Genomic DNA, 25,088 nt, shown 5'->3' on the forward strand with positions numbered 1-25,088 from the left:
ACCGGCTCAGTGGCGGAAGTGGCGCACGCCGCTGAACACCATGGCCACGCCGCGCTCGTTGGCGGCGTCGATCACTTCCTGGTCGCGCATGCTGCCGCCGGGCTGGATGACGCAGGTCGCGCCCGCGTCCACCACCACGTCCAGGCCGTCGCGGAAGGGGAAGAACGCGTCGCTGGCCACCACCGTGCCGGCCAGCGACAGGTTGGCGTGCTGCGCCTTGATGCTGGCGATGCGGGCCGAGTCCAGGCGGCTCATCTGGCCGGCGCCCACGCCCATCGTCATGCCGCCCTTGCAGAACACGATGGCGTTGCTCTTGACGTACTTGGCGACCTTCCAGGCGAACAGCAGGTCTTCCATCTCTTCCAGCGTGGGCTGCTTCTGGGTGACGACCTTGATGTCGATCATCGACAGCTCATGGTTGTCGGCCGACTGCAGCAGCATGCCCGAGCCGATGCGCTTGGCGTCCACCGCGTTGCGGCCGCGGTGCCAGGGCGTGTTGCTGCCCAGCGCGTATTGCGCCGCGTCCAGCGCCGGGGGCAGCGCGATCTTGAGCAGCCGCACGTTGGCCTTGGCCTTGAAGACCTCCAGCGCCTCGGCCGTGAAGTCGGGGGCCATCAGCACCTCCACGAACTGCTTGGCGATCTGCTGCGCCGCCGCGCCGTCCACCGGGCGGTTGAAGGCGATGATGCCGCCGAACGCGCTGGTGGGATCGGTCTGGAACGCCTTGCCGTAGGCGCCCAGGGCATCGAGCCCCACGGCCACGCCGCACGGGTTGGCGTGCTTGACGATCACGCAGGCCGGCACGTCGAAGCTCTTGACGCATTCCCAGGCGGCGTCGGCGTCGGCGATGTTGTTGTACGAGAGCTCCTTGCCCTGCAGCTGCACGCCGGTGACGATGGAGCCGGGCGCGGGGTACAGGTCGCGGTACAGCGCGGCCTGCTGGTGGCCGTTCTCGCCGTAGCGCAGGTCCTGCACCTTGGTGAAGATGCCGTTGCTCTGGCCGGGGAAGGCCGTGCGGGCGGGCACGTAGTCCTCGGCCAGCTTCTCGGCCTCGAACGTGACGGACGAGAGGTAGTCGCTGATGGCCGCGTCGTACTGCGCGATGCGGTTGAACGCGGCGACCGACAGGCCGAAGCGCAATGCATCCGACAGCTTGCCCGACGCCTTCAGCTCGCCCAGCACGCTCTCGTATTGGGAGGCGTCGGTCACCACGCCCACGTCCTTCCAGTTCTTGGCGGCGCTGCGCACCATGGCGGGTCCGCCGATGTCGATGTTCTCGATCGCGTCGGCCAGCGTGCAGCCGGCCTTGGCCACCGTGGCCTCGAAGGGATAGAGGTTGACCACCAGCAGGTCGATGGTGTCGATGCCGTGCGCGGCCAGCGCGGCCATGTGCTCGGGCAGCTCGCGGCGCGCCAGCAGGCCACCGTGCACCTTGGGGTGCAGCGTCTTCACGCGGCCGTCCAGCATCTCGGGGAACTGCGTGACCTCGGCCACTTCGGTCACGGGCAGGCCGGCCTTGGCCAGCAGCTGGGCGGTGCCGCCGGTGGACAGCAGCCGGATGCCCAGCGCGTGCAGGGCCTGGGCGAATTCAACGATGCCGGTCTTGTCGGAGACGGAGAGAAGTGCGTTCATGGCAGGGGGTGGGGTTTGATTGAAATCGGGCTTCAGCGCAATATCCACTAGGGCATATTGCTATTAAATATGTAGCAACCGCCGTTACAGCAGCTTGTGCTCCACCAGCTTCTTGCGCAAGGTGTTGCGGTTCAGTCCCAGCCATTCGGCGGCGCGGGACTGGTTGTTGTCGGCGTGGCTCATGACCACTTCCAGCAGGGGCTTCTCGACCACGCGCACCAGCATGTCGTACATGCCGTCCGGCGTCTCGCCCCCTAGGTCGCGAAAGTAGCCCTGCAGGCTCTCCCGCACGCACTCTTCGATGTGTTTCTTGCTCATGCCGCCAGGTCTTCCTGTTTTTCGCTGGGGTCTGCGTCCTCGGTGTGCGCGGGGGGCAGCCGGTCCATCCGTTGCCCGATCGCATCCAGATAGTGGGCCACCGCGTGCCACTGTTCGGAGCAGTCCTCTATGGTGTTGATGTGTTGCCTGAACGCCTCGCCGCCGGGCAGGGCCCGCACGTACCAGGCGATGTGCTTGCGCGCGCTGCGCATGCCGGTGAACTCGCCGTAGAGGCGATAGTGGTCCTGCAGGTGGTCCAGCAGCAGGCGCCGCACCTCGGCCACCAGCGGCGGCGCCAGATGCTCGCCCGTCGCGAGGTAGTGGCCGATCTCGCGGAAGATCCACGGCCGGCCCTGCGCCGCCCGCCCGATCATGATCGCGTCGGCGCCCGTGGCGGCCAGCACCTCGCGCGCTTTCTCGGGCGAGGTGATGTCGCCGTTGGCCACCACCGGCACGCGTACCGCGGCCTTCACGGCGGCGATGGTGTCGTACTCGGCCTGGCCACGATAGCCCTGCTCTCGCGTGCGGCCGTGCACCGTCAGCATCTGGATGCCCACGCCCTCGAACGCCCGGGCCAGGGCCACGGCGTTCTTGTGCTCCTGGCTCCAGCCGGTGCGCATCTTGAGCGTGACGGGCACGTTGCGCGGGGCGCAGGCCCCGACGACGGCCTCGGCGATTTCCAGGGCCAGGGCCTCGTTCTGCATCAGGGCGGAGCCCGCCCATTTGTTGCAGACCTTCTTGGCCGGGCAGCCCATGTTGATGTCGATGATCTGCGCGCCCCGGTCCACGTTGTAGAGCGCGGCCTCGGCCATCATCTGCGCGTCGGTGCCGGCGATCTGCACGGCGATGGGGCCGGGCTCGCCCTCGTGGTTGGCCCGGCGCGAGGTCTTGAGGCTGTCCCACAGGTCCTTGCGCGAGGTGACCATCTCGCTCACCGCGTAGCCCGCCCCCAGCGCCTTGCACAGCTGGCGGAACGGCCGGTCCGTGACGCCCGCCATCGGGGCGACGAACAGGCGGTTCGCCAAAGGAATGTGGCCGATGTGCATGGGAGGGGGGAGGCAGCGCGTGCTGAAAAAGGAGGCAGGATTGTAGCTGCTCAAAATTTCAGCAAATGAAAAGTGCTTCCGGCGCCGCCACGGCACCCATCGGCGGCCCGCCGCGCCGTTCTTCAGCGCGCCCCGCGGCGCTCGCGGGCCATGTGCTGCAGGTAGCTCACCAGATCGTCCAGATCGCTGTCGCTGAGCCGGTCCGGCGCGAAGCCGGGCATCGACTGCCCGGGCCACTGGCGCACGCTGGCCGGGTTGCGCACCAGCTGGCGCAGCGCCTGCGGCTGGAAGTACTCCACGGGGCTCATCGGCAGGTTCAGGTCGGGGCCCAGGCGAGCCTCGCCGCCGCCGTTCATGGTGTGGCAGACGAAGCACTGCGCCACGAAGATCGCCTGGCCGCGCCGGCGCGCATCGCCCGCGGGCACCTCGGGCGCGACGCCGATCCGGGGCCAGCGCTTTTCCGGTGCCTCGCGCACGTGCAGCCGGGCCACGGCATAGGGCCACTGCTCGCTGAGCACGCCGTCGGCCACCGGCCAGACGATGTAGAACGGCCCGGGGCCCGACGCCTTGCCCGGCAGCACAGGCCAGGGCGCACCGGCCGGCTCGACCGCCAGCCAGGCCTGGCCCCGACCCGGGCGCAGCACCAGCGCGCCGGGCAACTGGGCGACGAAGCCATCGAGCGCGACCGCCTCCAGCACGTCGCCCGCGCCCAGGCCCAGGCCGTTCAGCACGGCGGCCAGGGGCACGGCGCGGTAGCGCATGGGCCGGTGGTAGGCCACGTCCGCCGGCACGTCGATGTCGCGCGCCTCGGGGTGGCGCAGCAGCGTTTCGGTATCGACCTGCCGTGCACCGCCCGGCCCCTCCAGGTGCAGGACGGCGGCCTGCGCCGCACCGGCCAGCCAGCACGCCAGGCCGAGCGCGCCCACGGCCAGGGCCCGGCGCACGGCCGGGACGGAAACATCGAACCATTGCATGGTGGGGAACCTCCTCTTGTATGGGTGTGCGGCGGCGGCCCACCGGTGGGCCGCACCGCGGCGCGATCGTAGCGGAGCCCAAGCGCCTGTCCGACAGCGAAGGCGCGCCGGCGTCCCCTAAACTGCGCCCCACTTATGGAAATCTGGATGAACCACCTCATGGACCTGCTGGCGCTGCCCCAGTACGGCCTCAGCACGGTGTTCATGGTGTCGTTCATCTCCGCCACGCTGCTGCCGCTGGGCTCCGAGCCCGCGGTGTTCGGCCTCATCAAGCTCAACCCGGAACTCTTCTGGCCCGCCGTGCTGGTGGCCACCGCAGGCAACACGCTGGGCGGCGCCCTCAGTTGGTGGATGGGCCTGGGCGCGCACAAGGCCGTGGACCGCGCCCGGGGCGAGCATTCCAATCCCCGCGCCCTCGCCTGGCTGCAGCGCTTCGGCCCCAAGGCCTGCCTGCTGAGCTGGCTTCCCGTCGTGGGCGATCCGCTGTGCGCGGTGGCCGGCTGGCTCAAGCTGCCCTTCTGGCCCTGCGTGGCCTACATGGCGGTGGGCAAGTTCGGGCGCTACCTGGCCATGACGGCCGGGCTGCTGTACCTCTGGCCCGAGGCGGGGCGCTGACCTTCAAAACGCTATTAATTCAATAGCAATATGCCCTAGCGATTCATGCGCTGGGGCTGGTTTTCACCCTGAACCGGCTGAATGCACCTGGCCCGGGTTCGGGCATGCGTCCGCACTTCACACCCCGCCACGCCCGGCGGTCCTGCCCAAGGTTTGCATCCAGGACGGTCCGAACGCATCACGCCCCGGGCGCGGGTGACTCTCCTTGCGAGGCATCGGGGCCGCCCCAGTCTTCCGGCAGCGCCGCCCTGTCGCGCAGCACCCCGTTCACCTCCGCCCCGAAGATCAACGTGGTGGCGCTGATGTACAGGAACACCAGCGTGGCCACCACGCCCGCGAAACTGCCGTAGACCAGCGCGAGCTTGCCGGCGCTGCGCAGCGTGTACGACAGGGTGGCGGCCGCCCCCACCCACATCGCCGCGCCCACGATGGCGCCCGGCACCACGGTGCGCAGCCGCTGCCGCAGATCGGGCAGCCAGCCGTAGAGCAGCGCGTACAGCACCGTCAGCACCAAAAACGCCGAGCCGTAGCGCACGCTGTTGCGCAGCCAGGGCGTCTCCTGGCCCACGCCCACGTTGCGCTCCAGCAGCTGCCACACGTAGGGCATGACGATCACCGAGCTGAACGCCGCGAAGATGCCGCCGCCCACCACCACCGTGAACACCGTCACCTTGATGCGCGCCTTCCAGAACGGCAGGCCGCGTTCGATGCCGTACGAGCGGTTGAGCGCCGTGCGCACCGCCTGCATGCCCGACGACGCCGTCCACAGCGTGACCAGAAAGCCGATCGCCAGCAGCGCCTGGTTGCGCTGCGCCAGCACCTGCTGGATCACCGGCTGCATCGCGTCGCGCACCACCGGCGGCGCGTATTCGAGCACGCGCTGGGCCAGGGCCGCCGCGTCCCCCGGCTCGCCCACATAGGCCGCCGTGGCCGACAACAGGATCAGCAGCGGGAACATCGCCAGCACCGACGAGAACGCCATGCTCCCGGCCTGGTTGGCGCTCTGGTGGAGGATGTAGTTGCGGACCGCCAGGGCGATGACGGGCAGCCCCGGAACGGACCAGGCGATTTGCCGCACGCGGTGCAGGATGGTCTTCGGTGCCATGCGTTTGTCCAACTCTGCATCCTTCTTCGTTCCGCCGATCGATCGGCGCTTGTGTGAAACCAACCCATCGACACGCGAAGCGCCAGCAGGCCCAGCGGGCTTGGTGCCGCACCCGCTGACTGTCGCCCAAGCCACGCAGGCCCTCTGTAGGACTCGAAGAACATCCGAAGCCGCCCAAGGGGGACCGCCACACCACGATGCCAGCGCCGCTGGCTGCAGCGCGCAAGCCCTTGGACAGCCTGCACAGGTTACAGATGCATCCAGTGGTGACCGATCCAATATTCCGAACAGCGGAAAGATAGACTGCGCGCGGTTGTTTCCGGAGAAGTCCGGACGACCGGGTTCATTTCAATCATTACAACGGAGGAATTTCATGAAACGATTTCTGTGGGGCCTGGGAATGGCCCTGGCGTTGGTCGCCCCCGGGGCGCAGGCGCATGGGAGCGCAGCAGCAGAAGCATTACCAGCAGACGGCCGCTGGACGCGGCTGGTCACCACGGGCGAGGGGCCGTCCGTGCGTTCGACGCCCGCAGTGGCGCCGGTCCTCGGGTCCATCTACCTGTTCGGCGGGGTCAAGGACGATTTCGCCAGTGGCGAGAACACGTTCTACGACGACCTGTACCGCTTCGACCCCCGCCTGGCCCGATGGACGCCGCTGTCGCCCTCCGGCGCCAAGCCGCCGGCCCGGGCCTTCGCCGCGAGTGCCGCCGTGCCGGCGCGGCACTGGATGCTGGTGTTCGGCGGCGCCAACTACAGCGCCGACCTTTCCTCGCTCACGTTCTTCGACGATTTGTGGGCCTACAGCGCCCTGCTGAACCGCTGGACGCAGTTGCAGCCCGGCAATCCGGGGCCTTCGGCCCGATCGCGCCCCGCCATGTGGGTGGACGGCGAGAAGGTCTATGTGTTCGGCGGCATCCAGACCGACTTCCACACCTTGAACGACCTGTGGGCCTTCGACCTGCGCACCAACCTGTGGACTCAAATAATCGCCAATGGCGACGCGAACTCGCCGACCTCGCGCCATGAGGCCGCGGTGGCCGGGCGCGCATGGGACGGGCAATTGACGCTCTACGGCGGGCAATTCAGCGACAGCGACGGCTTCGTCTCGTTGAACGACACCTGGCGCTTCGACCTCGCCACCCACCAGTGGCAGAACATCACGCCCGCTGAAGCCGACAAAAACGTCGATACGCCCCGCCACCAGGGATCGACCGTGCAGATCGGCCACGCGCTGCTGATGGCCGGGGGCGACCTGCCGGGGGGCAGTTCCGGCTGCGGCGCCGCGTTCCCGCAGAACGCCACGTCCGAACTGTGGCGCTTCAACCTGCATGACCGCACATGGCGCCTGCTGGCCCCGGGTGGCGATGCCTTCCCGGCGATCAAACGCACCAACGCGGCCGCGGTGGGAGGCGTGATGTACGTGTTCTCGGGCTTCGGGTTCTCGTGCCAGAACGATGAGGGCGGGCAGGTGTGGAATCCTGACGTCTACGCGTTCCGGCCCCGCTGACCGGGGGCGCCCGTGGGCTGCGCAAGGCAGCCTTCGGACGCTGGTCTGGGCGCTCAGGCATGAGCAGGATTCGATGGGTAGTCGTCTTTCTGCTCAGACGCTTGATGTCCCAGACGGGCCATGGAAATCCATCGGCTAAATGTGAGCACCGACGGACAGGCGGCGCTGTAATCGACCCAGAGGGTGCACTTGTCAGTCAACCTGAAGGTCGACTATGAAGCGAAAGCGGCCATTTGGACTGCAGCAGACAGTAAAACATGACGGTACATGCATAAGTGCTCGCCGCAAAGTGAGGTAAACGCGACACGCTTTGCCAAGGACTACTGAAACGATCCATGAACCAACCGAAGACCAAAGAGAAGCAGGTCACGCGCGACAACCACTACGTTCCGAAGTGGTATCAGCGCGGATTCATGCCCAAAGGCAGGCACAAGCTATACGTGCGAAACCTCCAGCCAGGTGTCAAGAGCTTGCCCAACGGGAGTACCCTTGCTGAGCCCGAAGTAGAAGAATTGGGGCCAAAGCTTGCCTTCGTTGAGCTAGACCTCTACACGACACGATTTGGCTCGATCCTCAACGACGATATCGAGACGTTCCTCTTTGGACCCATCGACAAAACCGGGGCGGACGCTGTTCGTGGCTGGATATCAGGGGATCAAACTCAGATCCATCGAAGGTTTCAGGACTTCTTCGACTATCTAGACGCTCAGAAATTGCGCACACCGAAGGGGCTTGACTGGATCCTGAAGCACTACGACGGGCTGCCGCAGCTTGACCTGATGCTGCAGATGCAGTCCTTGCGCCAGATGCATTGTGCGATGTGGACCGAGTGTGTCCGGGAAATCGTTTCAGCCTCGAAGGCGACCGTCAAATTCTTGGTGAGCGATCACCCGGTCACGGTCTTCAATCCGAAGATGTCACCCGACTCGACTGGATGCAAGTACCCCGGTGAGCCTGGGGTTCAGATGGTGGGAACGCAGACCATCTTCGCGCTGGATGCCAATCACTGCCTCATTCTGACCAACCTCGAGTATGCAGAGAGCCCTTCTGAGGCCAACCTCCTGGCTCGCCGTACCAACGCTCGCTTCCGTGGTGACGCGATGGCCCGTACGGACGCCTTGATTCGCGGACGCCATCTGACAGACGATGAAGTGCATGCCATCAACCTCGTGCTGCGGTCGAGAGCCAAGCAGTACGTGGCTGCAGGTAGGCCTGAATGGCTCTATCCGGAGCGCTACTGCAACCTCTCATGGGCTGAAATCTCGCCGATCTTTCTGCCCCGTGACGGGCTTTTCAAGTTTGGCGGCGAGGTGTTCATCGGCTACGCCGACGGCTCGACTGCCTACCGAGACCAGTTCGGCCGCACATCGAAGGCTCACGAATTGACCGCCAAACCTCGGCCGATTACGAACCCGCAGCCAGAGGATCAATGTGGCTGCGGGGGTGGGCTGAAGTTCAGTGAATGCTGCGCGGACATTGAGGCGCATATACGCCCGTCTTGGCGCGTCATGAGCATCAGGGAACGCAATCTCGCCCTGATTCGAGCCATAAAAAACATCCTGCAGCTGGACGGCTCGGACGCTTCATGGCTGCGCATGCGGCGCACACTCAGCGATGAACAGGTCAGCCGCATCTACAAGGTTCAAGCAGCACTTTGGCCCAGAGACACACAACTGATAGACCTTCTTCCGAGCCCTCAGCGCCGACGCTCTCGCGCGCTTTTCATGGGATCTATCGACCCGCGTTTCCTTTCGGAGTCGATCACCGGTATGTTGGCGTATGTGGACGAACTGGTGGTGGTCCATCCCTTCATAAACGCAGATACGGTGCGCAAGGAGTTCAGCCCGATTCATCAGCCGGCAAATCATCGCGAGCAGACCGTTCGCAACGCATTCACGCTTTTGGTCCTGGAACGCGCAATCGAGGCGGGACGGCTTCACCTCGTCCCAGATCCGTTGGATTTCGATCTGGGCTACCGTGAGGAGATTAAGGCCATCGCGGATCGCAAAGAGAATATTGAAATCGGCCCTATTGACGATGCGATGGTGCGCTTCTTGGAACAGGACGAAAAGCGGCGATTCTTGAAACGCCTGCCAGCAGAGCAAATGAAGTCTTACATCAAGGAACGCATCCCCAGGGGCTCCGATGAGCTGTCCGATGCCGATATCGACTCTGTCATAGCACTCTGGAAACAAGAAGCAGAACTGGACCCTCTGGCTTTGCTGATGCCCATCTCCGACGACTTTGAGGGTGAGTTCAGGATCATCAAGTCCTTTGCACGAGAGACCGGCCTTTTCGTTGCCACCTTGACCGGCGCTTTTGTGTACACGAACTCCGACACGCAATGGAAGCGACTTCATGCGTCGGACGGAGTGCACGCATATGAACCGGATTCAAATGCGGCGACTGTCATTCGTCAAATAGACGCCCTGCATTTCAAACTCCCAAGCCTGACGTACCACCATGTGTCCAAGCCAGCAGGAGCCGATGCCGCTGGACACCTTCTTAGGACCGCGTTTAGGACGTTGCGTCAGGGTGAAGAGCTTGCGGTCGATTCTGAGCATGTGACTGCTGAGGCAGCGCCAGGACCAGAGGACGAAGGGTTGATGATCTACAACGTACGAGCATCTGCACCAGCGGGGGGATTTCGGCGCACCGATGTTTCTCGACTGGTGCTGACATTCGGGCGAACTGAAGACGTGGCACCGGTGCGCTTAGCCCCGTTCATTGAGCCCACCGTGAATGCTGCATAGTCGCCCGCTGCAAGGGGTCCGAAACTGTGGCGCAACTGAGCGAGTTTGCGCACCGGGCTCGGTGTATCTGCAGTGGTGGAATATTGACTCTGCGATGGCCTTGTCCATGGGCGCGAGTGGGTCAAGTCCTTTTGCTGGAGGCTGCATTGATGTCCGCTTCCAGCCTGAAGCGGCTCATGCATCTCTCCACACATCACGCTGTAGGCTTGGCCGTGCTCAATCCTTGACGCTCACCCCCAGATTGCCCAGCTTTTTTGCATACGAGTCCCTGCGTTTTGCGGCCTTTGCAGCGGTTTCGGAGGCGGCTTGGATTGCCTTCGGGCCTTTAACCGCAGCAGCTTTGATCAAGCCGAACTTGTGAGCGGCATCTGCCTCGGCCCGCTTGAAAGTGGCGATGAGTTCAGCATGGGCAACGGATGGATTCACAGGTACTCCATATCAATCACCGTCGTCACCCTTCAATTTGGACGTCGGTGCGAAGCAAGGCGGTTCTCAATTCGCGACTAGCAGGTTTTGAAACATCCACCTTTTGAACAGCCAGGTCGAACGGTGAGCCTGGCTTGATGCTGGTTGGCAGTATCTTTTTTGCTGGATTCTTGGCGGGGTACGTGCCCTGACCCGGACACATGCGAACGGAAAACCCGAATTCTTCGAGTGCACCTTTCGCATACAACTCCGCTAATTGTTGAAAGGTCACGAAGGTCGAACGTTTGACGTCTTTGAATCCTGGCCGACTGACGTCACGAACGATCTCGAATTTACCAAGCGACTCTCGCTGTGTATCGGTAAACGGATGGAGCAAGAAAGTCTGACGAACCCCATTTTTGGACATTAGAGTGTGTTCGACGGCTATATCGGTTAACAGCATATTTTTCTCGCTCTTCAAGCTGCAGTTGCACAGCACATCATTCGCCATCCCACCCAAAGTCGCAGACCGTGTTTTCACGCCACGCCAATGGGAACCAATCGCTTGGGGACTAAAACTGCCTGCCAATGGGGGATTGGGTAAAAGCCCGAAATCAGCCTGAAACTACTGTTCAGCCGAAAGAGAGCATGCTGGCCCATAGATGTCTGCTGCGAGAAGCTTATCGCGAGCGTTCAGGTCAACGGCCTGGCTGAACTCCGCCACTGCAATATGCATCTGCGGCAAAGCTCTGTCCAAGAAGCGCTATTTCGCTCTTGTTGAAATCAAGGAATCGAGAGCGCCACCAGACAGGCCTGCATTTTTCTGAGCGCTGGCCGACGCCCGCAAACGTCGGCCAAGCTTGGAAAAACCGACGCGTGCCGGTTTAAACGTTGAACAGAAAGTTCATCACGTCGCCATCCTTGACGACGTATTCCTTGCCTTCCGCGCGCATCTTGCCCGCGTCCTTGGCGCCCTGCTCGCCCTTGAAGGCGATGAAGTCCTCGAAGGCGATCGTCTGGGCACGGATGAAGCCGCGCTCGAAGTCGCCGTGGATCACGCCGGCGGCCTGGGGCGCGGTGTCGCCCACGTGGATGGTCCAGGCGCGCACTTCCTTCACGCCGGCCGTGAAGTAGGTCTGCAGGCCCAGCAGGTTGAAGCCGGCGCGGATCAGGCGGTTCAGGCCGGGCTCGGCCTGGCCCATCTCGGCCAGGAACATGTCGCGGTCCTCGTCGCTCATCTCGGACATTTCCGCTTCCATCTTGGCGCAGATGGCCACGACGGGCGCGTTCTGGGCGGCGGCGTATTCCTTGAGGCGCTCCAGCAGCGGGTTGTTCTCGAAGCCATCTTCGCTCACGTTGCCCACGAACATGGCGGGCTTGGCGGTGATGAGGCAGAAGGGCTTGAGCAGCGGGGCGTCTTCCTTGCTCAATGGCACGGTGCGCGCGGGCTTGCCCTGGTCGAGCGCGGCCTGGATGGGCGTGAGCAGGGACACCAGCTTGGCGGCTTCCTTGTCGTTGCCCGACTTGGCGGCCTTGCTGTAACGGTTGAGCGCCTTTTCCACCGTGGCGAGGTCGGCCAGGCACAGCTCGGTCTGGATGACTTCGATGTCGGAGATCGGGTCCACGCGGCCGGCCACGTGGATGACGTTGTCGTCCTCGAAGCAGCGCACCACGTTCACGATGGCGTCGGTCTCGCGGATATGCGCGAGGAACTGGTTGCCCAGGCCTTCGCCCTGGCTGGCGCCGGCCACGAGGCCCGCGATGTCCACGAACTCGACGATGGCCGGCACGATGCGCTCGGGCGTGATGATGCCGGCGAGTTGCTGCAGGCGGGGATCGGGCACTTCCACCACGCCCGTGTTGGGCTCGATGGTGCAGAACGGATAGTTCTCGGCGGCGATGCCGGCCTTGGTCAGCGCGTTGAAGAGGGTGGACTTGCCCACATTGGGCAGGCCCACGATGCCGCATTTCAGGCTCATGGCAGGGCTTTCAGGTGTTCGGGAGACAAACCCGCGATTTTACGGGGTGGGCCCGGGGCCCTGGCGGCCGGGCGGATCCCGGCCCTTTTCGAGCGGGCGATTCAGTCGAAGCGTAGATCGGCCGCGACGGGCTGGCCCACGCGCAGCATGCGGCCCGCGCCTTCGCGCACGATGGCGTTCATGCCGAAGGTGACGGCGCCGCCCAGCCGGCGGTCGTGGCGGTAGGTGCGCATCATGTCGCTCACCTCGGGGCTGCTGGCGGCGGTGGCCGGGTCGATGTCCGGGATGGGGCAGCGCGCGCAGGGCTTGGTGGGCTGCAGGTGCACTTCCTCGCCCTCCCCGGTGCCGATGTAGAGCCGGTCGATGCGGTCCTCGTCGTGCGCGTGCAGTCCATCGACCACGATGTTGGGGCGAAAGCGCTCCATGCCCACGGCCGCGTGGCCGGCGGCCCGCAGCCGCTCGTTCAGCCCGTCCAGCGACGCCTGGCTGGCCAGCAGCAGCGGGAAGCCGTCGGAAAAGAGGTTGGGCACCTCCAGGCCGTCGGTCCACTTGGGGCTGGACAGCCGGCGGTGCTCGGGGTCGAACCGCACCATGCGGCAGGGCTGGCCCAGGAAGTCGGTGAACCACTGGGCGGCCAGCGGGCCCATGTCCCAGGCGGGCACCGTGTCGTCCCACAGTTGCACAGTGGCGGGGCCCTCCACCTGATCGATCGCCACGTGCAGCGCGAGCATGCCGGGGGCGCGCAGCACCATCTCATGCACCTTGAGCTGGGGCCGGACCAGGGCCATGCGCGGCAGCGTGCGCTGGGTGAGGAAGTGGCCGGCCGCGTCCACGACCATCCAGGCGCGGTCCAGGTCCAGCCCGGTGTCGGTGAGCAGCGCCTGGCGCACTTCGATGCCGGCGCAGGATTTGACGGGGTGGACGAACAGGCGCGCGATGGTGCCGGCAAGGTCGTGGTCGGGGCGGAAAGTCACGGGGAAAAAGCTCCAGGGGCGCGGGCGCGAAAACCATCGGTGAAAGCGGGATTGTGCCCGCCCGCGCCGCCTTGGCCGGCTCCTACAATGCCCGGCATGGCCCAAACCTTTGATGTATGTATCCGTGGCGCTGGCGTCGTGGGCCGCACCCTGGCCCTGCTGCTGGCCCGCGAACGGCTCCGCGTGGCCCTGGTCGGCACGCCCGCCCCCCCGGCGGCCGATGTGCGCGCCTATGCCTTGAACGCCGCCTCGCGCGGGCTGCTCGAATCGGTGCGCGGGTGGCCCGATGCCGCCCACGCCACCGCGGTGCGGCAGATGCAGGTGCATGGCGACCAGGGCGGCGAGGTGACGTTCGATGCCGAACGCCAGGGCACCGAAGCGCTGGCCTGGATCGTGGACGTGCCCGCGCTGGAGGCCCGCCTGGCCGATGCCCTGCGGTTCCAGCCCCAGGCCGAATGGGTGGACGCCCCGGTGCCCGCCGCGCTCACCGTGGTGTGCGAGGGCCGCGCCAGCCGCACGCGCGAGGAATTCGGCGTGGACTTCGCCACCATGCCGTATGGGCAGCACGCGGTCGCCACCCGGCTGCAATGCGAACGGCCCCACGGCCAGGTGGCGCGGCAGTGGTTCCTGCCCGATGGCATCCTGGCCTTTTTGCCGCTGGACGGCGCCGCGGGGAACTCCGTCGCGGTCGTCTGGTCAGTCTCGCAGGACCGGGCGCAGCGCCTGGCGGCCCTGGACCCCACCGAATTCGAGCAGCAGATCCAGCAAGCCAGCCAGAACACGCTGGGTACCCTGCAGTTGAGCGCAGACCGCACGGCCTGGCCGCTGCAGCAGGCCCGCGCGGACCGCTGGTGCGGCCCCATGGCAGCGCCGGGCCAACCGGGCGCCGCGCGCAGCTGGGCGCTGGCGGGCGATGCGGCGCACAACGTGCATCCGCTGGCCGGCCAGGGCCTGAACCTGGGGCTGGGCGATGCCCAGGCGCTGGCCCGTGTGCTGAACGGGCGCGACTATTGGCGCGGCGTGGGCGACCTGCGGCTGCTGCGCCAGTACGAGCGCGAACGCAAGGCGGCCCTGCTGCCGATGGGCTGGACGATGGACGGGCTGCAGCAGCTTTTCTCGCGCAGCGAGGGGCCTTTGATGGCGCTGCGCAACTGGGGCATGAAGGGCTTCGAGCGCAGCGGCCCGCTCAAGGATTGGGTGACGCGCCAGGCCATGGGCCTGCGCTGACGGGATGGACCGAAGGGCCGCAAGGCGGGCCGCTGGCGAGCGCCGCGGCGCATTGATGAACAACGAGTTGAAGAACGAAAGAATCGCATGAAACTGATCCCTTCCCTGCTGGCCGGCGCCGCGCTCACCCTGTCCCTCGGCGCGTTCGCCCAGGAAACGGTCATCCGCAAGGCCCTGTCCGACCGCATTCCGCAGCTGGAGAAGATCGACGAGGTGCGCAGCACGCCCATGCAGGGCCTGTACGAGGTGCGCATCGGCACCGACCTGTTCTACACCGATGCCAAGGGCAACTACCTGATCCAGGGCGAGCTGATCGACACCAAGGCCCGGCGCAACCTGACCGAAGACCGCATCAACAAGCTCACCGCGGTGGACTTTGACGCGCTGCCGTTCAAGGATGCCTTCACCATCGTGCGCGGCAACGGCAAGCGCAAGATCGCGGTGTTCGAGGACCCCAACTGCGGCTACTGCAAGCGCTTCGAGAAGGACCTGCAGAACGTGGACAACGTCACGGTGTACATGTTCCTGTACCCCATCCTGAGCCCCGATTCGGCCGAGAAGTCCCGCAACATCTGGTGCGCCAAGGACCGCGTAGTGGCCTGGCAGGACCAGATGGTGCGCGACAAGCCGGCACCCGCCGCCAGCTGCGACACCGCGGCCGTGCAGCGCAACCTGGCCTTCGGCAAGAAGCACAAGATCACCGGCACGCCGACGATCATCTTCGCCGACGGCTCCCGCGTGCCGGGCGCGATCAACGCGCAGGAAGTCGAAAAGCGCATGGCCGACGCCGGCGGCTCCGGCAATTGAGCCCCGGCGTGCGCGGCGGCTGCCGCGGCGCACGCTCCTGACCGCCGGGCGGCGCGGACCACTCCCTGCGCCGGCCCGGGCCTTCCCCGACCCTTCAGCGCCGCACGCACCATGTCCGCCCTTCGCCACGCCCACCCCGCCGTCCACTACCGCGTCGAGCCCGCGCAACTGCACGCCCACCTGTTCAGCGTGACGCTGACGGTGGCCAGGCCCGCGGCCCGGCAGGCGCTGTCGCTGCCCGTCTGGATTCCCGGCAGCTACCTGGTGCGCGAATTCGCCAAGAACCTGCAGAACCTGCGCGCGCAGCAGGACGGCAAGGACGTGCCCCTCGCCCAGATGGACAAGTGCCGCTGGGAGGTGCAGTGCCGCAACGACCACCCGCTGGTGCTCACGTACGAAGTCTGCGCCTACGACACCTCGGTGCGCACCGCCTTTCTGGATGCCACGCGCGGCTTCTTCAACGGCACCAGCCTGTGCCTGCGCGTGCACGGCCAGGAGTCCGCGCGACACGACCTGGAAATCGTGAGCACGCCCGCCGTGGCGCGCTGGTCCGTCGCCACCGGGCTCGCCGCCGAGAAGACCACGCGCGCCGGCTTCGGAACCTACCGCGCCGAGCACTACGACGAACTGGTGGACTGCCCCGTGGAGATGGGCCCGTTCTGGAGCATCCGCTTCACGGCCTGCGGCGTGCCGCACCGGCTGGTGATCGCGGGCGCCGCGCCTTCATTCGACGGCAACCGCATCGTGGCCGACGTGCGCCGCATCTGCGAGGCCGGCATCCGCTTCTGGCACGGCAGCGGCAAGCCGCCCTACCAGAACTACCTGTTCCTGCTGAACGTGGTGGACGACGGCTACGGGGGCCTGGAGCACCGCAACTCCACCGCGCTGATCTGCGGGCGGCGCGACCTTCCGCGCATCGGCCAGGCACGCGCGCCCGAGGGCTACAACACGCTGCTCGGGCTGGTGAGCCACGAGCACTTTCATACCTGGAACGTCAAGCGCCTGCGCCCGGCGGAGTTCGCGCAGTACGACTACACCCAGGAGAACTACACGCGCCTGCTGTGGTTCTTCGAGGGTTTCACGAGCTACTACGACGACCTGCTGCTGCGCCGCGCGGGCCTGATCGACAACGCCACCTACCTGCGCCTGCTCGCCAAGACCGTCAACCAGGTGCTGCAGACGCCCGGCCGCAAGGTGCAGTCGGTGGCGCAGGCCAGCTTCGACGCCTGGGTCAAGTACTACCGCCAGGACGAGAACACGCCCAACAGCACGGTGAGCTACTACACCAAGGGCTCGCTGGTGGCGCTGTGCCTGGACCTCGCGCTGCGCCGCGAAGGCCAGGCCACGCTGGACGACGTGATGCGCGCCCTGTGGGAACGCTGCGCCGCCGGCCCCATGTCCGAAGCCGACCTGCTCGACGCGATCCAGGCGCTGGCGGGCCGCTCGTTCGCCACCGAGATCGCGCAGTGGGTGCACGGCACCGACGATCTGCCCCTGGCCGAGCTGCTGGCGGCCAACGGCGTGACGCTGCAGGGCGAGCCGGCGCAGCTGGCCCAGCGCCTGGGGGTGCGGGTGGCGGAGGGCCAGGGCCTGCAGATCAAGGTGGTGCTGCGCGGCGGCCTGGCCGAGCAGGCGGGCTTCGCGGCCGGCGACGAATGGCTGGGGATCGAGGTGCAGGGTGAGGCCTGGCGCGTGCAGCGGCTGGACGACGTGCCGCTCTACGCCGGCGTGGAGCCCCGCGTGACGGCGCTGGTGGCGCGGGACCGGCGGCTGCTGGAGCTGCCGCTGGAACTGCCCTCGACGGCCCATGCGGGCGCCGAGGCCGAGGTCGACACCATCGGCCTGTCGGTGGCCGATGCGGCCCTGGCCAACCGCTGGCTGGACGGCGGCGCGGGCCAATAGAGAAAGCTTGCAGAGGCTTTCGGGAGCCCCTTGGGTATAGTCTGCCGATCACAACGAGCAACGGAGATACCCCTTGGCCTACGAAGTCATCGAGGTCCGCATCGAGGCGGACAAGGTCGGCGTCATCACGCTGAACCGGCCCAAGCAATTGAACGCGCTGAACGACCAGCTCATGAACGAGCTGGGCGAGGCGCTGCAGGCCTTCGACGCCGACGAGAAGATCGGCTGCGTCATCGTCACCGGCAGCGAAAAGGCCTTCGCCGCAGGCGCGGACATCGGCGCCATGGCGCAGTACAGCTTCGCCGATGCGTACAAGGGCGACTACATCACGCGCAACTGGGAGCGCATCCGCTCCATCCGCAAGCCGGTGATCGCCGCGGTGAGCGGCTTCGCCCTGGGCGGCGGCTGCGAGCTGGCCATGATGTGCGACTTCATCATCGCGGCCGACAACGCCAAGTTCGGCCAGCCCGAGATCAAGCTGGGCGTCATCCCCGGGGCCGGCGGCACGCAGCGCCTGCCGCGCGCGGTGGGCAAGTCCAAGGCCATGGACATGGCCCTCACCGGCCGCATGATGGATGCCGCCGAGGCCGAGCGCGCCGGGCTGGTCAGCCGCGTCGTGCCCTTCGCCCAGCTGATGGACGAGGCCCTGGGCGCCGCGCTGCAGATCAGCGACTTCTCGCAGATCGCCGTGATGGCGGCCAAGGAATCGGTCAACCGCGCGTTCGAGAGCGGGCTGTCGGACGGCGTGATGTTCGAGCGCCGCCTGTTCCACGCGCTGTTCGCCACCAGCGACCAGAAGGAAGGCATGGACGCCTTCGTGAACAAGCGCAAGGCGACCTTCACCCACCAGTGAGGCGCCATACCGCGCGGCCCCTGCCAAGGGGCTGAGGCACCGACCCCCGCCGCTGCCTTCAGCGGCTTTTTTTCGCCGGCGATGGCGCCTTGGCGGCCGGCACCGGCAGCCCGGCCTGCCAGTGCGCCGGATCGGCGAAGCGCTCCACCAGGAAATCCAGCAGCGCGCGCAGCGCCGGCGGCACCTGCCGGCGCGAGGCGTACACGCCGTGCACGCCCAGCGTGCGCGGCGCATGGGCCGGCAGCAGCGCCGTGAGCCGCCCCTGCGCGATCAGCGGCGCGGCGGCATAGACCGGCTGCAGCGTCACGCCCGCGCCGTGCAGCGCGGCGGCCAGCAGCACCTGGGATTCGTTGGCGCTCAGGTTGCCGCCCACCGGCACCGCGATGCGCTCGCCCCGGTGCGTGAACTCCCACAGGCTGCGCCCGAAGTACGAATACGTGAGGCAGTTGTGCGTCGCCAGGTCCTGCGCGCGGCGCGGCGTGCCGTGGGCGGCCAGGTAGGCGGGCGCGGCGCACACCACCGATGCGCATTCGCCCAGCGTGCGGGCGATGAGGTTGGGGTCCAGGTCGTTGCTGATGCGCACCGCCAGGTCGATGCGCTCCTGCACGAGGTTGACCGGCCGGGAATCGATGTGCAGGTCGATGGCCACCAGCGGATGGCGGCGCAGGAACTCGGCCACCGCGGGCGACAGCACCTCCTGCGCGAGCGACTGCGAACTGGCGATGCGCAGCAGGCCGCGCGGCACCTCGGCCCCCTCGCCCACCGGCACCGCCATCTCGGCGGCCAGCTCCAGCATGCGCCGGCAGCGCGCCAGGGCCTGCTCGCCGGCCGCCGTGAGGCCGAGGCGCCGCGTGGTGCGGTGCAGGAGCCGGGCGCCGGCCCAGGCCTCCATCTGCGCGAGGTAGCGCGTGACCATGGCGCGCGACATGTCCAGCGATTCGGCGGCGGCGGTCATGCTGCCGCGCTCGGCGATGCGCACGAAGACGTCGGCGGCGGTGAGGCGGTCCATATTCGATCGATCGATGCAACAAAGCTTTGCATGGTAGGGGGTTTTTCGGCCGATCCAGGCAACCTACGATCCAGCCCATTCCTTATTTCCTTTATCCAAACCCTCGCTGACCAGGAGCCCGCCATGTCCCGCACCCCCCGATTCCTTCGCACCCTGATCGCCGGCGCCGCCAGCCTCGGTTTCGCCGCCGTGGCGCTGGCCGCCGGCCCGCTGCAGCTGCAGGTGTACAACCCCGGCACCAAGAGCCTGTTCCCCGTGTCGTCGGAGCTGATCACGGGCGAGACCGAAGCCGTGCTGATCGACGCGCAATTCCAGCGCGACGACGCCCAGGCGCTGGTGGAGAAAATCCACGCCAGCGGCAAGAAGCTGACCACGGTGTACATCAGCCACAAGGACCCCGATTTCTACTTCGGCCTGGACGTCATAAAAGCCGCCTTCCCCGCGGCCCGCATCGTCGCCACGCCGCAGACGGTGGCCGGCATCCAGGCCTCCAAGGACGGCAAGCTCGCCCACTGGGGCCCCATCCTCAAGGGCAACGCGCCCCAAGCCCTGGTGGTGCCCGAGCCGCTGCAGGGCGACACCATCACGCTGGAAGGCCAGGCCATCCAGGTGGTCGGCCTGAACGGCCCGACGCCCGGCCGCACGGTGGTGTGGATTCCTTCGCTGAAAGCCGTGGTGGGCGGCGTGCCGGTGGCCGCCAACATCCACGTCTGGATGGCCGACACGCAGACGCCCGAATCGCGCCGCGACTGGCTCGCCACGCTCGACCAGATCGACGCGCTGCAGCCGGAGGTCGTGGTACCGGGCCACTTCGTGCCGGACGCCAGCGGCCGGGAGCCGCGCAGCACGGCCTCGGTGGCATTCACCCGCGGCTACGTGAAGGCCTTCGAGGAAGAAGCCGCCCGCGCCAAGGACTCGGCCGCGCTGGTCGCCGCCATGAAGAAGCGCTATCCGCAACTGGGCGAATCGTCGTCGCTGGAGCTGGGCGCCAAGGTCATCAAGGGCGAAATGAAATGGCCTCAGTGAACGCCGCCGCACCGTCTGCGGTGCTGCACTACGTCTTCGACCCGCTGTGCGGCTGGTGCTACGCCGCCGCGCCGCTGGTGCAAGCCGCGCGGCAGGTGCCGGGCCTGGCGATCGCGCTGCACGGCGGCGGCATGCTGGCCGGCCCCAACCGCATCGCCATCACACCCCGGTGGCGCGACCACGTGGTGCCGCACGACCGGCGCATCGCCCAGCTCACCGGCCAGCCCTTCGGCGAGGCGTACTTCGAAGGCCTGCTGCGCGACCCGACGGCGGTGATGGATTCGGAACCACCGACCACCGCCATCCTGGCCGCCCAGGCCCTGGGCCAGCGCGGGCTGGACATGGCGCACCGCATCCAGCAGGCGCACTATGTGCAAGGCCGCCGCGTGGCGGACGCCGCCGTGCTGCAGGATCTGGCGGCCGAACTGGGCCTGGACGCCGAGGCGTTCCGCGCCGCCTTCGCGCAGTGGCAAGGCGCACCCACGCAGGCGCACTTCGCGGAAAGCCGCCAATGGCTGGCCCGCGCGGGCGGCCAGGGCTTTCCCACCCTGGCGCTGGAGCAGCCGGGCTCGCCGCTGCAGACGCTGGACATCGGCCCCTGGCTGGGCCAGCCCGAGGCCTGGAAGACCGTGCTGCGCCAGCACCTGGAGGCCGGGCGGGCCGCCATCGCGCCGGCCGGCAGTGCCCTGGCCTGTGGCCCGGACGGCTGCGCGATCTGATGGCGGGCGGGCATCCCCTGCCCTGCGTTTTTCAGCCGGGGAACACCGGTTCGCCCAGGTTGAGCATCAGCCGGTTGGCCCAGGCGAAGATGGCCACGGCGTGGACGGCGTCGAGGATTTCCAGGTCCGACAGGCCGGCCGCGCGCAGCGGCCGCACCTGGTCTGCACCGAACGCGCCGGGCGCGCGCGTGAGGTCGATGCTGGCCTGCACGATGGCCTGTTCTCGCGCGGTGGTGCCCGCGCCCTGTGGCTCGGTGAACACCTGCACGATCACGTCATTGCGCTTGGCCAGCTGCTCGAACCGCTGCGCATGCACCGAGGCGCAGTACACGCAGCCGTTCACGCGCGAGACCACGGCACTGGCGAGTTCGCGCTCGGCGCGCGACAGGCCGCCGGGCGCGTACATGATCGCGTTGAACACGATCGACCGCTCCTCCAGGATGCGCGGCTGGTGCACCAGCACGCGGTAGTAATCGCTGGTCTTGGCCTTGGGGTGGCTGGCCTCGAGCACCGCCAGTTGCGCGGGCGAGGCCTGCGCCAGGTCCAGCACGGGCAGCCAGGCTTTCCACTCCAGCGTCTCGCTGGTGTAGCCGTTCACGCGCACGGGCTCGCCGGGCTTCGGGAGATTGGCCGGGTGCACGAACGGCGCGGCGGCCGGGGCCGGTTCGCCAGCGGCGGCGGCGGGCGAAGCCGCCGGCGTGCCGAGCGCCGCCAGGGCCTGCAGCCCCGCCACCACGCGCACCTGGTAGGCCACGAAGGCGATGAGCTGCGCCAGCGCCACCACGGCGGGCGTGGACAGGCCGGCGGCGGGCAGCTGCAGCAGCGCCTCGCGGTCGCCCTCCACCGGCCGCGCGGCCAGCAGGTCGGCAAAGCGCAGGATGGCCTGCAGGCGCGGGTCCTGCACTGGCGAATCGCCCGGGTCCAGGGCCGCGCGCTGCGCGGGCGTGAGGTCGGCCAAGCCCTGCAGCCGCGCCGTGTAGTGCGCCGCCACCGGCGCGCTGCCGGCCTGGGTGGCGATGGCCCGCGCCGCCAGCAGGCGTTCGGCCAGGGAGAGGCCCTCCAGCGCGGGATCGAACAGGCTGTCGTAACTGCCCTGGGTGGCGGCGACCACCTTGTCGCGCTGGTGGCGCACGGCGTGCACGGGGTCGCCTGCGGTCAGCGGCACCAGGGTGTCCACCCGATCGGGGGAAAGGGATGCATCGGTCATGGTCGGCTCCGGTGGGGCGGCCTCATGTCGGCCGCCAGGAATATCAGTGTTTTAGGGTTGCAGCACAGATTCTTCTAGGGCAGCTTGCTTCAAAAACGATAGCACCTGCCGCCACGAGTGTTCGTCGGCCCAGGCGTTGGGCGCGGGCGCGCCGCCGCCGGTGCTGAGCCGGCCCGAGACCGGGTGGGCGTACACGGTCTGCGTGGTGGGCAGGTAGGGAAACAAAATCGAATGCCCCGCGCCCGCGTAGTCGTACTGCGCCACCGGGTGCGGGTGCGCATGGGCCTTCAGCCGCTCCACGACCATGCGGCCGTAGCGCGACGAGGGCCAGGAGCCGTCGTCCTCGGCGGTCAGCAGCAGCACCGGGCCGCGGATGCGCTCCACGCGGATGCGGGCGCGCTCCACGGCCTCCTCGTCCTGCAGCGCGGTGAGCAGCGCGTTGGCATGGCGGCGCGGCTCGGGTCCCTCGTCCCACGGCGCCCAGGTGGCCGTGCGGTTGTTCTCCCACAGGTGCGGCAGCGGCTGGCCGCGGAAGATCCACGCCGGGCCGTTGCGGCTGTCGGGGCCGTTGGCGGGGTTGCACGCGTTCTGCGCGCTGTGCACCACCGCGCCCGGCACGTAGCCGATGACGGCCGAGACCTGCTCCGGGAACAGCGTGCCCAGCAGCAGCACCAGCTCGCCGCCGCGCGACTGCCCACTCAGCGCGACGAAGCCGCCGCGCGGGCGCACCGTGCGATGCAGCCAGGCGAGCGCGGTCTCGAAGTATTCGAGGTGCGTGTCCGAGATGTGGTCGGGCCGCCCCGGCGACTGGAAGTAGCCCAGCGCCAGCGCCGCGTAGCCGTGCGAGGCGTACAGCGCCGCACGCGGCTCGTTGATGCCCCCGCCCGAGCCGTTGAGCACCAGCACGGCCGGGTGCGGTCCCGGGCCCGGCGGCAGGAACAGCGTGCCCGACAGGCCCTCGTCACGCACGTCGCGCCGCACCACGCCGGGGCCGACCAAGTGCTGCACGAAACGGCCCGGGAGCGGCGCGCCGCCCGGCGCGCCGCGCTCCAGGGTGACCTCGGTGGCCAGCGGCGCGGCCGGGGTGCTGGCGAACAGCGCGCGCGGCGCCTGCCCGCCGTCGGGCACCTGCGACCACACCAGGCCCATGGGCGACACGCCGGCGTAGCTGCCCGACCGCGGCGCGTCGCGCGACAGGTCCACCGTGCCCTGGGCATCGGCCTCGAAGACGGCCTCGGCGCGCCAGGCGACGCCCGGGCCGCGCAGGGTGTGGCTGCGCAGCGTGACGGTCTCGCCCGGCACGAGCCCGCTGGCCATGATGCGGCGCGGCACGTCGATCAGCGCGTCGGCGGGGGTGATGGTGAGCGCGGCCACGCCTTACTTGCCCACGCGGGTGACTTGCAGGGCAGTGGTGCGGTCGCTCAGGATCGGCTCGACCTTCAGCCCCTTCTTGGCCGCCCAGATGTTCTGGTAGTGGAACAGCGGGATCTGGCCCACGTCGTCCGTGACCAGCTTGGCGGCATGGCGGAACACGGCCTCGCGGCGGCGCGCGTCGAACTCCACCGTGGCGGCATCGAGCGCCTTGTCCACCGCTTCGTTGCTGTAGCGGCCCCAGTTGTTGGCGCCGCGCCCGCGCTGGGCATCGGTGGTGGCGAGCGTCTGCAGCAGGCCGTAGCCGGCCTCTCCCGTGCCGTTGCCCCAGGCGATCACGCTGACGGCGAAGTCGTTCTTGTTGGCACGGCTGGCGTACGAGGCCCAGGGCAGCACCTCCACCTTGGTCTTCACGCCCGCGCGGCTCCAAAACTGGGCCACGGCCTGCACGGTTTCGGGGGCCTGCGGGTAGCGGTCGCCGGGCACGTGGATGGTGATCTGGAAGCCCTGCGGAAAGCCGGCCTCGGCCAGCAGCTTTTTGGCCTGCTCCACGTTGTAGGGAATGTCCTTGACCTCGGGGTTGTAGCCGAAGCTGCCCTTGGGCATCCACTGGTTGGCCTCGGTCACCGTGCCCTGCAGCACGCGGTCCACGATGGCCTTGCGGTTGATGGCCAGCGACAGCGCCTGGCGCACGCGCACGTCCCGCAACGGATTCTGCGCGAGCGGCTTGCCCGCGTTGTCGGTGACGAACTCGTTGGCGCCGGCCTTGAAGCTGGGCTGCAGCAGCAGCGCGCGCAGGCCGGGGTAGGTGTACACGCTCACGCTGGGCGTCTTGCGCAGCTTCTCCACGTCGGTCACGGCGACCTTGTCGATCACGTCCACATCGCCCGCCAGCAGCGCGGCGGTGCGTGCCGCGCCGTTGTTGATGTAGCGGTAGTTCACCTTCTCCCACAGCGGCTTGGTGCCGTAGTAGCTCGCGCTGCGCTCGAACACCGTGCGGTCGCCCGGCACGTAGGAGATGAATTTGTACGGCCCCGTGCCCACGACGGCGCGGCCGGCGTTGTAGTCCTCGGTCTTCGATTTTTCGCCCACGTGCTTGCTCACGATGTAGATCGAGGCGATCTCCAGCGGCAGCATGGGGTTGGGCGTGTTGGTCTTGACGATGACGGTGTGCGCGTCCTTGGCCGTGGTCGATTCGACCGTGCGCAGCGCGCCCGCATAGGACGCCACGCTGCCGGGCACGTTGCGCGCGCGCTGGAACGAGAACACGATGTCGTCGGCGGTGAAGGGCGTGCCGTCCTGCCACTTCACGTCGGTGCGCAGCTTGAACTCCCAGGTCTTGTCGTCCAGCGTCTTCCAGCTGGCGGCCAGGCCCGGCTCCAGCTTGCCGCCGTCGCGCGAGTTGACCAGCGAGTCCCAGAAATGCAGCGCCAGCGAGCGGTCGCCCGCGTGGTTGTTGAGCTGCGGATCGACCGACGACACCGGGTCGGCGAAGCCGATGGACAGCGTGTTGCCGTTCTGCGCGAGCGCGCCAGTGGCACCGGTAGCGGCGAGCAGCGCGGCGGCGGCCAGGGTGGCGAGGCGGAAGGAAGTCATGGCGGGCCTTTCAGGAAAAAACGAACGGGATACGGCGGGGGCAACGGGCGTTGGACGGTGAGC

At 67.7% G+C, this 25,088-nt stretch carries 21 protein-coding genes and 1 pseudogene; 9 read left to right on the top strand and 13 right to left on the bottom strand.

The genetic code is table 11. The features are described 5' to 3' along the window. Positions 1–6: 6 nt before the first annotated feature. The 4 genes from purH to AVME950_RS08385 all read right to left on the bottom strand — a co-directional run bounded on the left by purH (position 7) and on the right by AVME950_RS08385 (position 3,970). A complete protein-coding gene (gene purH, locus AVME950_RS08370; protein WP_284429419.1) occupies positions 7–1,632 on the bottom strand; it encodes a bifunctional phosphoribosylaminoimidazolecarboxamide formyltransferase/IMP cyclohydrolase in 1,626 nt (541 codons plus the stop codon). Between the two features lie 84 nt (positions 1,633–1,716). Next, entirely contained in the window at positions 1,717–1,950 is a 234-nt protein-coding gene (locus AVME950_RS08375) for a Fis family transcriptional regulator (RefSeq protein ID WP_005799570.1), read from the bottom strand. Then, positions 1,947–2,996: a tRNA dihydrouridine synthase DusB gene (dusB, locus tag AVME950_RS08380; RefSeq protein ID WP_272567353.1), complete on the bottom strand. Its 1,050-nt coding sequence runs from the start codon at positions 2,994–2,996 to the stop codon at positions 1,947–1,949. The genes AVME950_RS08375 and dusB overlap by 4 nt, the downstream gene beginning before the upstream one ends. A 122-nt stretch (positions 2,997–3,118) precedes the next feature. Further along, the gene (locus AVME950_RS08385) at positions 3,119–3,970 is read right to left on the bottom strand and encodes a c-type cytochrome (RefSeq protein WP_284429420.1); all 852 of its coding nucleotides are present in this window, start codon (positions 3,968–3,970) and stop codon (positions 3,119–3,121) included. Positions 3,971–4,105: 135 nt separating this feature from the next. Between AVME950_RS08385 and AVME950_RS08390 the strand changes: the two genes are divergently transcribed. Beyond that, complete coding sequence (locus AVME950_RS08390) at positions 4,106–4,585, top strand: YqaA family protein (RefSeq protein WP_372588224.1); 480 nt, start codon at positions 4,106–4,108, stop codon at positions 4,583–4,585. A 178-nt stretch (positions 4,586–4,763) separates the two neighbouring features. Here the strand turns inward: AVME950_RS08390 and AVME950_RS08395 are convergent, their stop codons facing one another. Next, positions 4,764–5,690, bottom strand: coding sequence for a YihY/virulence factor BrkB family protein (locus tag AVME950_RS08395; protein ID WP_284429421.1), 927 nt, complete (start codon positions 5,688–5,690; stop codon positions 4,764–4,766). Positions 5,691–6,063: 373 nt separating this feature from the next. Here AVME950_RS08395 and AVME950_RS08400 point away from each other — a divergent pair, with 373 nt between their 5' ends. Next, complete coding sequence (locus AVME950_RS08400; protein ID WP_284429422.1) at positions 6,064–7,197, top strand: Kelch repeat-containing protein; 1,134 nt, start codon at positions 6,064–6,066, stop codon at positions 7,195–7,197. A 335-nt stretch (positions 7,198–7,532) separates the two neighbouring features. Further along, positions 7,533–9,950 carry a DUF4238 domain-containing protein gene (locus tag AVME950_RS08405; RefSeq protein ID WP_284429423.1) on the top strand — a complete coding sequence of 806 codons (2,418 nt, stop codon included), beginning with the start codon at positions 7,533–7,535 and terminating at the stop codon, positions 9,948–9,950. 216 nt (positions 9,951–10,166) lie between these two features. On the opposite strand, the gene AVME950_RS08410 is transcribed toward AVME950_RS08405, so the two are convergent. The 4 genes from AVME950_RS08410 to AVME950_RS08425 all read right to left on the bottom strand — a co-directional run bounded on the left by AVME950_RS08410 (position 10,167) and on the right by AVME950_RS08425 (position 13,308). Further along, positions 10,167–10,376: a hypothetical protein gene (locus tag AVME950_RS08410; protein ID WP_284429424.1), complete on the bottom strand. Its 210-nt coding sequence runs from the start codon at positions 10,374–10,376 to the stop codon at positions 10,167–10,169. A gap of 25 nt (positions 10,377–10,401) precedes the next feature. Beyond that, on the bottom strand, positions 10,402–10,836 hold the full coding sequence (locus AVME950_RS08415; RefSeq protein WP_284429425.1) for a hypothetical protein: 435 nt from the start codon (positions 10,834–10,836) through the stop codon (positions 10,402–10,404). 403 nt (positions 10,837–11,239) lie between these two features. Further along, the gene (gene ychF, locus AVME950_RS08420; protein ID WP_272567328.1) at positions 11,240–12,334 is read right to left on the bottom strand and encodes a redox-regulated ATPase YchF; all 1,095 of its coding nucleotides are present in this window, start codon (positions 12,332–12,334) and stop codon (positions 11,240–11,242) included. Between the two features lie 101 nt (positions 12,335–12,435). After that, positions 12,436–13,308, bottom strand: a complete 873-nt coding sequence (locus AVME950_RS08425; protein ID WP_272567326.1) for an MOSC domain-containing protein — start codon at positions 13,306–13,308, stop codon at positions 12,436–12,438. 96 nt (positions 13,309–13,404) lie between these two features. On the opposite strand from AVME950_RS08425, the gene AVME950_RS08430 reads away from it, so the two are divergent. From AVME950_RS08430 to AVME950_RS08445, 4 genes are all read left to right on the top strand, one after another. Continuing rightward, positions 13,405–14,535, top strand: a complete 1,131-nt coding sequence (locus AVME950_RS08430; protein ID WP_284429426.1) for an FAD-dependent monooxygenase — start codon at positions 13,405–13,407, stop codon at positions 14,533–14,535. Positions 14,536–14,622: 87 nt separating this feature from the next. Then, positions 14,623–15,342 carry a DsbC family protein gene (locus AVME950_RS08435; RefSeq protein ID WP_284408030.1) on the top strand — a complete coding sequence of 240 codons (720 nt, stop codon included), beginning with the start codon at positions 14,623–14,625 and terminating at the stop codon, positions 15,340–15,342. A gap of 111 nt (positions 15,343–15,453) precedes the next feature. Beyond that, positions 15,454–17,244 carry a M61 family metallopeptidase gene (locus tag AVME950_RS08440; protein ID WP_284429427.1) on the top strand — a complete coding sequence of 597 codons (1,791 nt, stop codon included), beginning with the start codon at positions 15,454–15,456 and terminating at the stop codon, positions 17,242–17,244. Positions 17,245–17,317: 73 nt separating this feature from the next. Continuing rightward, positions 17,318–18,097 (top strand): enoyl-CoA hydratase, encoded by a 780-nt coding sequence (locus tag AVME950_RS08445; RefSeq protein WP_284405319.1) that lies wholly within the window; start codon positions 17,318–17,320, stop codon positions 18,095–18,097. Positions 18,098–18,155: 58 nt separating this feature from the next. Here AVME950_RS08445 and AVME950_RS08450 read toward each other — a convergent pair whose 3' ends face one another. Further along, entirely contained in the window at positions 18,156–19,106 is a 951-nt protein-coding gene (locus AVME950_RS08450) for a LysR family transcriptional regulator (protein ID WP_284429428.1), read from the bottom strand. A 123-nt stretch (positions 19,107–19,229) separates the two neighbouring features. On the opposite strand from AVME950_RS08450, the pseudogene AVME950_RS08455 reads away from it, so the two are divergent. Together AVME950_RS08455 and AVME950_RS08460 are read left to right on the top strand one after the other, a co-directional pair. Continuing rightward, positions 19,230–20,126: pseudogene (locus AVME950_RS08455) on the top strand (MBL fold metallo-hydrolase); the annotation flags it as partial. Continuing rightward, positions 20,120–20,851: a DsbA family protein gene (locus AVME950_RS08460; protein WP_284429430.1), complete on the top strand. Its 732-nt coding sequence runs from the start codon at positions 20,120–20,122 to the stop codon at positions 20,849–20,851. The pseudogene AVME950_RS08455 and the gene AVME950_RS08460, both read left to right, overlap by 7 nt. A 31-nt stretch (positions 20,852–20,882) precedes the next feature. Here AVME950_RS08460 and AVME950_RS08465 read toward each other — a convergent pair whose 3' ends face one another. From AVME950_RS08465 to AVME950_RS08475, 3 genes are read right to left on the bottom strand one after another with little or no spacing between them, the layout of a single operon-like run. Continuing rightward, positions 20,883–22,058, bottom strand: a complete 1,176-nt coding sequence (locus AVME950_RS08465; RefSeq protein ID WP_284429431.1) for a CMD domain-containing protein — start codon at positions 22,056–22,058, stop codon at positions 20,883–20,885. A gap of 51 nt (positions 22,059–22,109) precedes the next feature. Next, positions 22,110–23,432, bottom strand: coding sequence for an acyl-CoA thioesterase/bile acid-CoA:amino acid N-acyltransferase family protein (locus tag AVME950_RS08470; RefSeq protein ID WP_284429432.1), 1,323 nt, complete (start codon positions 23,430–23,432; stop codon positions 22,110–22,112). 3 nt (positions 23,433–23,435) lie between these two features. Beyond that, positions 23,436–25,025: an ABC transporter substrate-binding protein gene (locus AVME950_RS08475; RefSeq protein ID WP_284429433.1), complete on the bottom strand. Its 1,590-nt coding sequence runs from the start codon at positions 25,023–25,025 to the stop codon at positions 23,436–23,438. Positions 25,026–25,088 lie beyond the last annotated feature (63 nt).

The organism is Acidovorax sp. SUPP950, from assembly GCF_030158935.1.
Taxonomy (GTDB): domain Bacteria; phylum Pseudomonadota; class Gammaproteobacteria; order Burkholderiales; family Burkholderiaceae_C; genus Paracidovorax.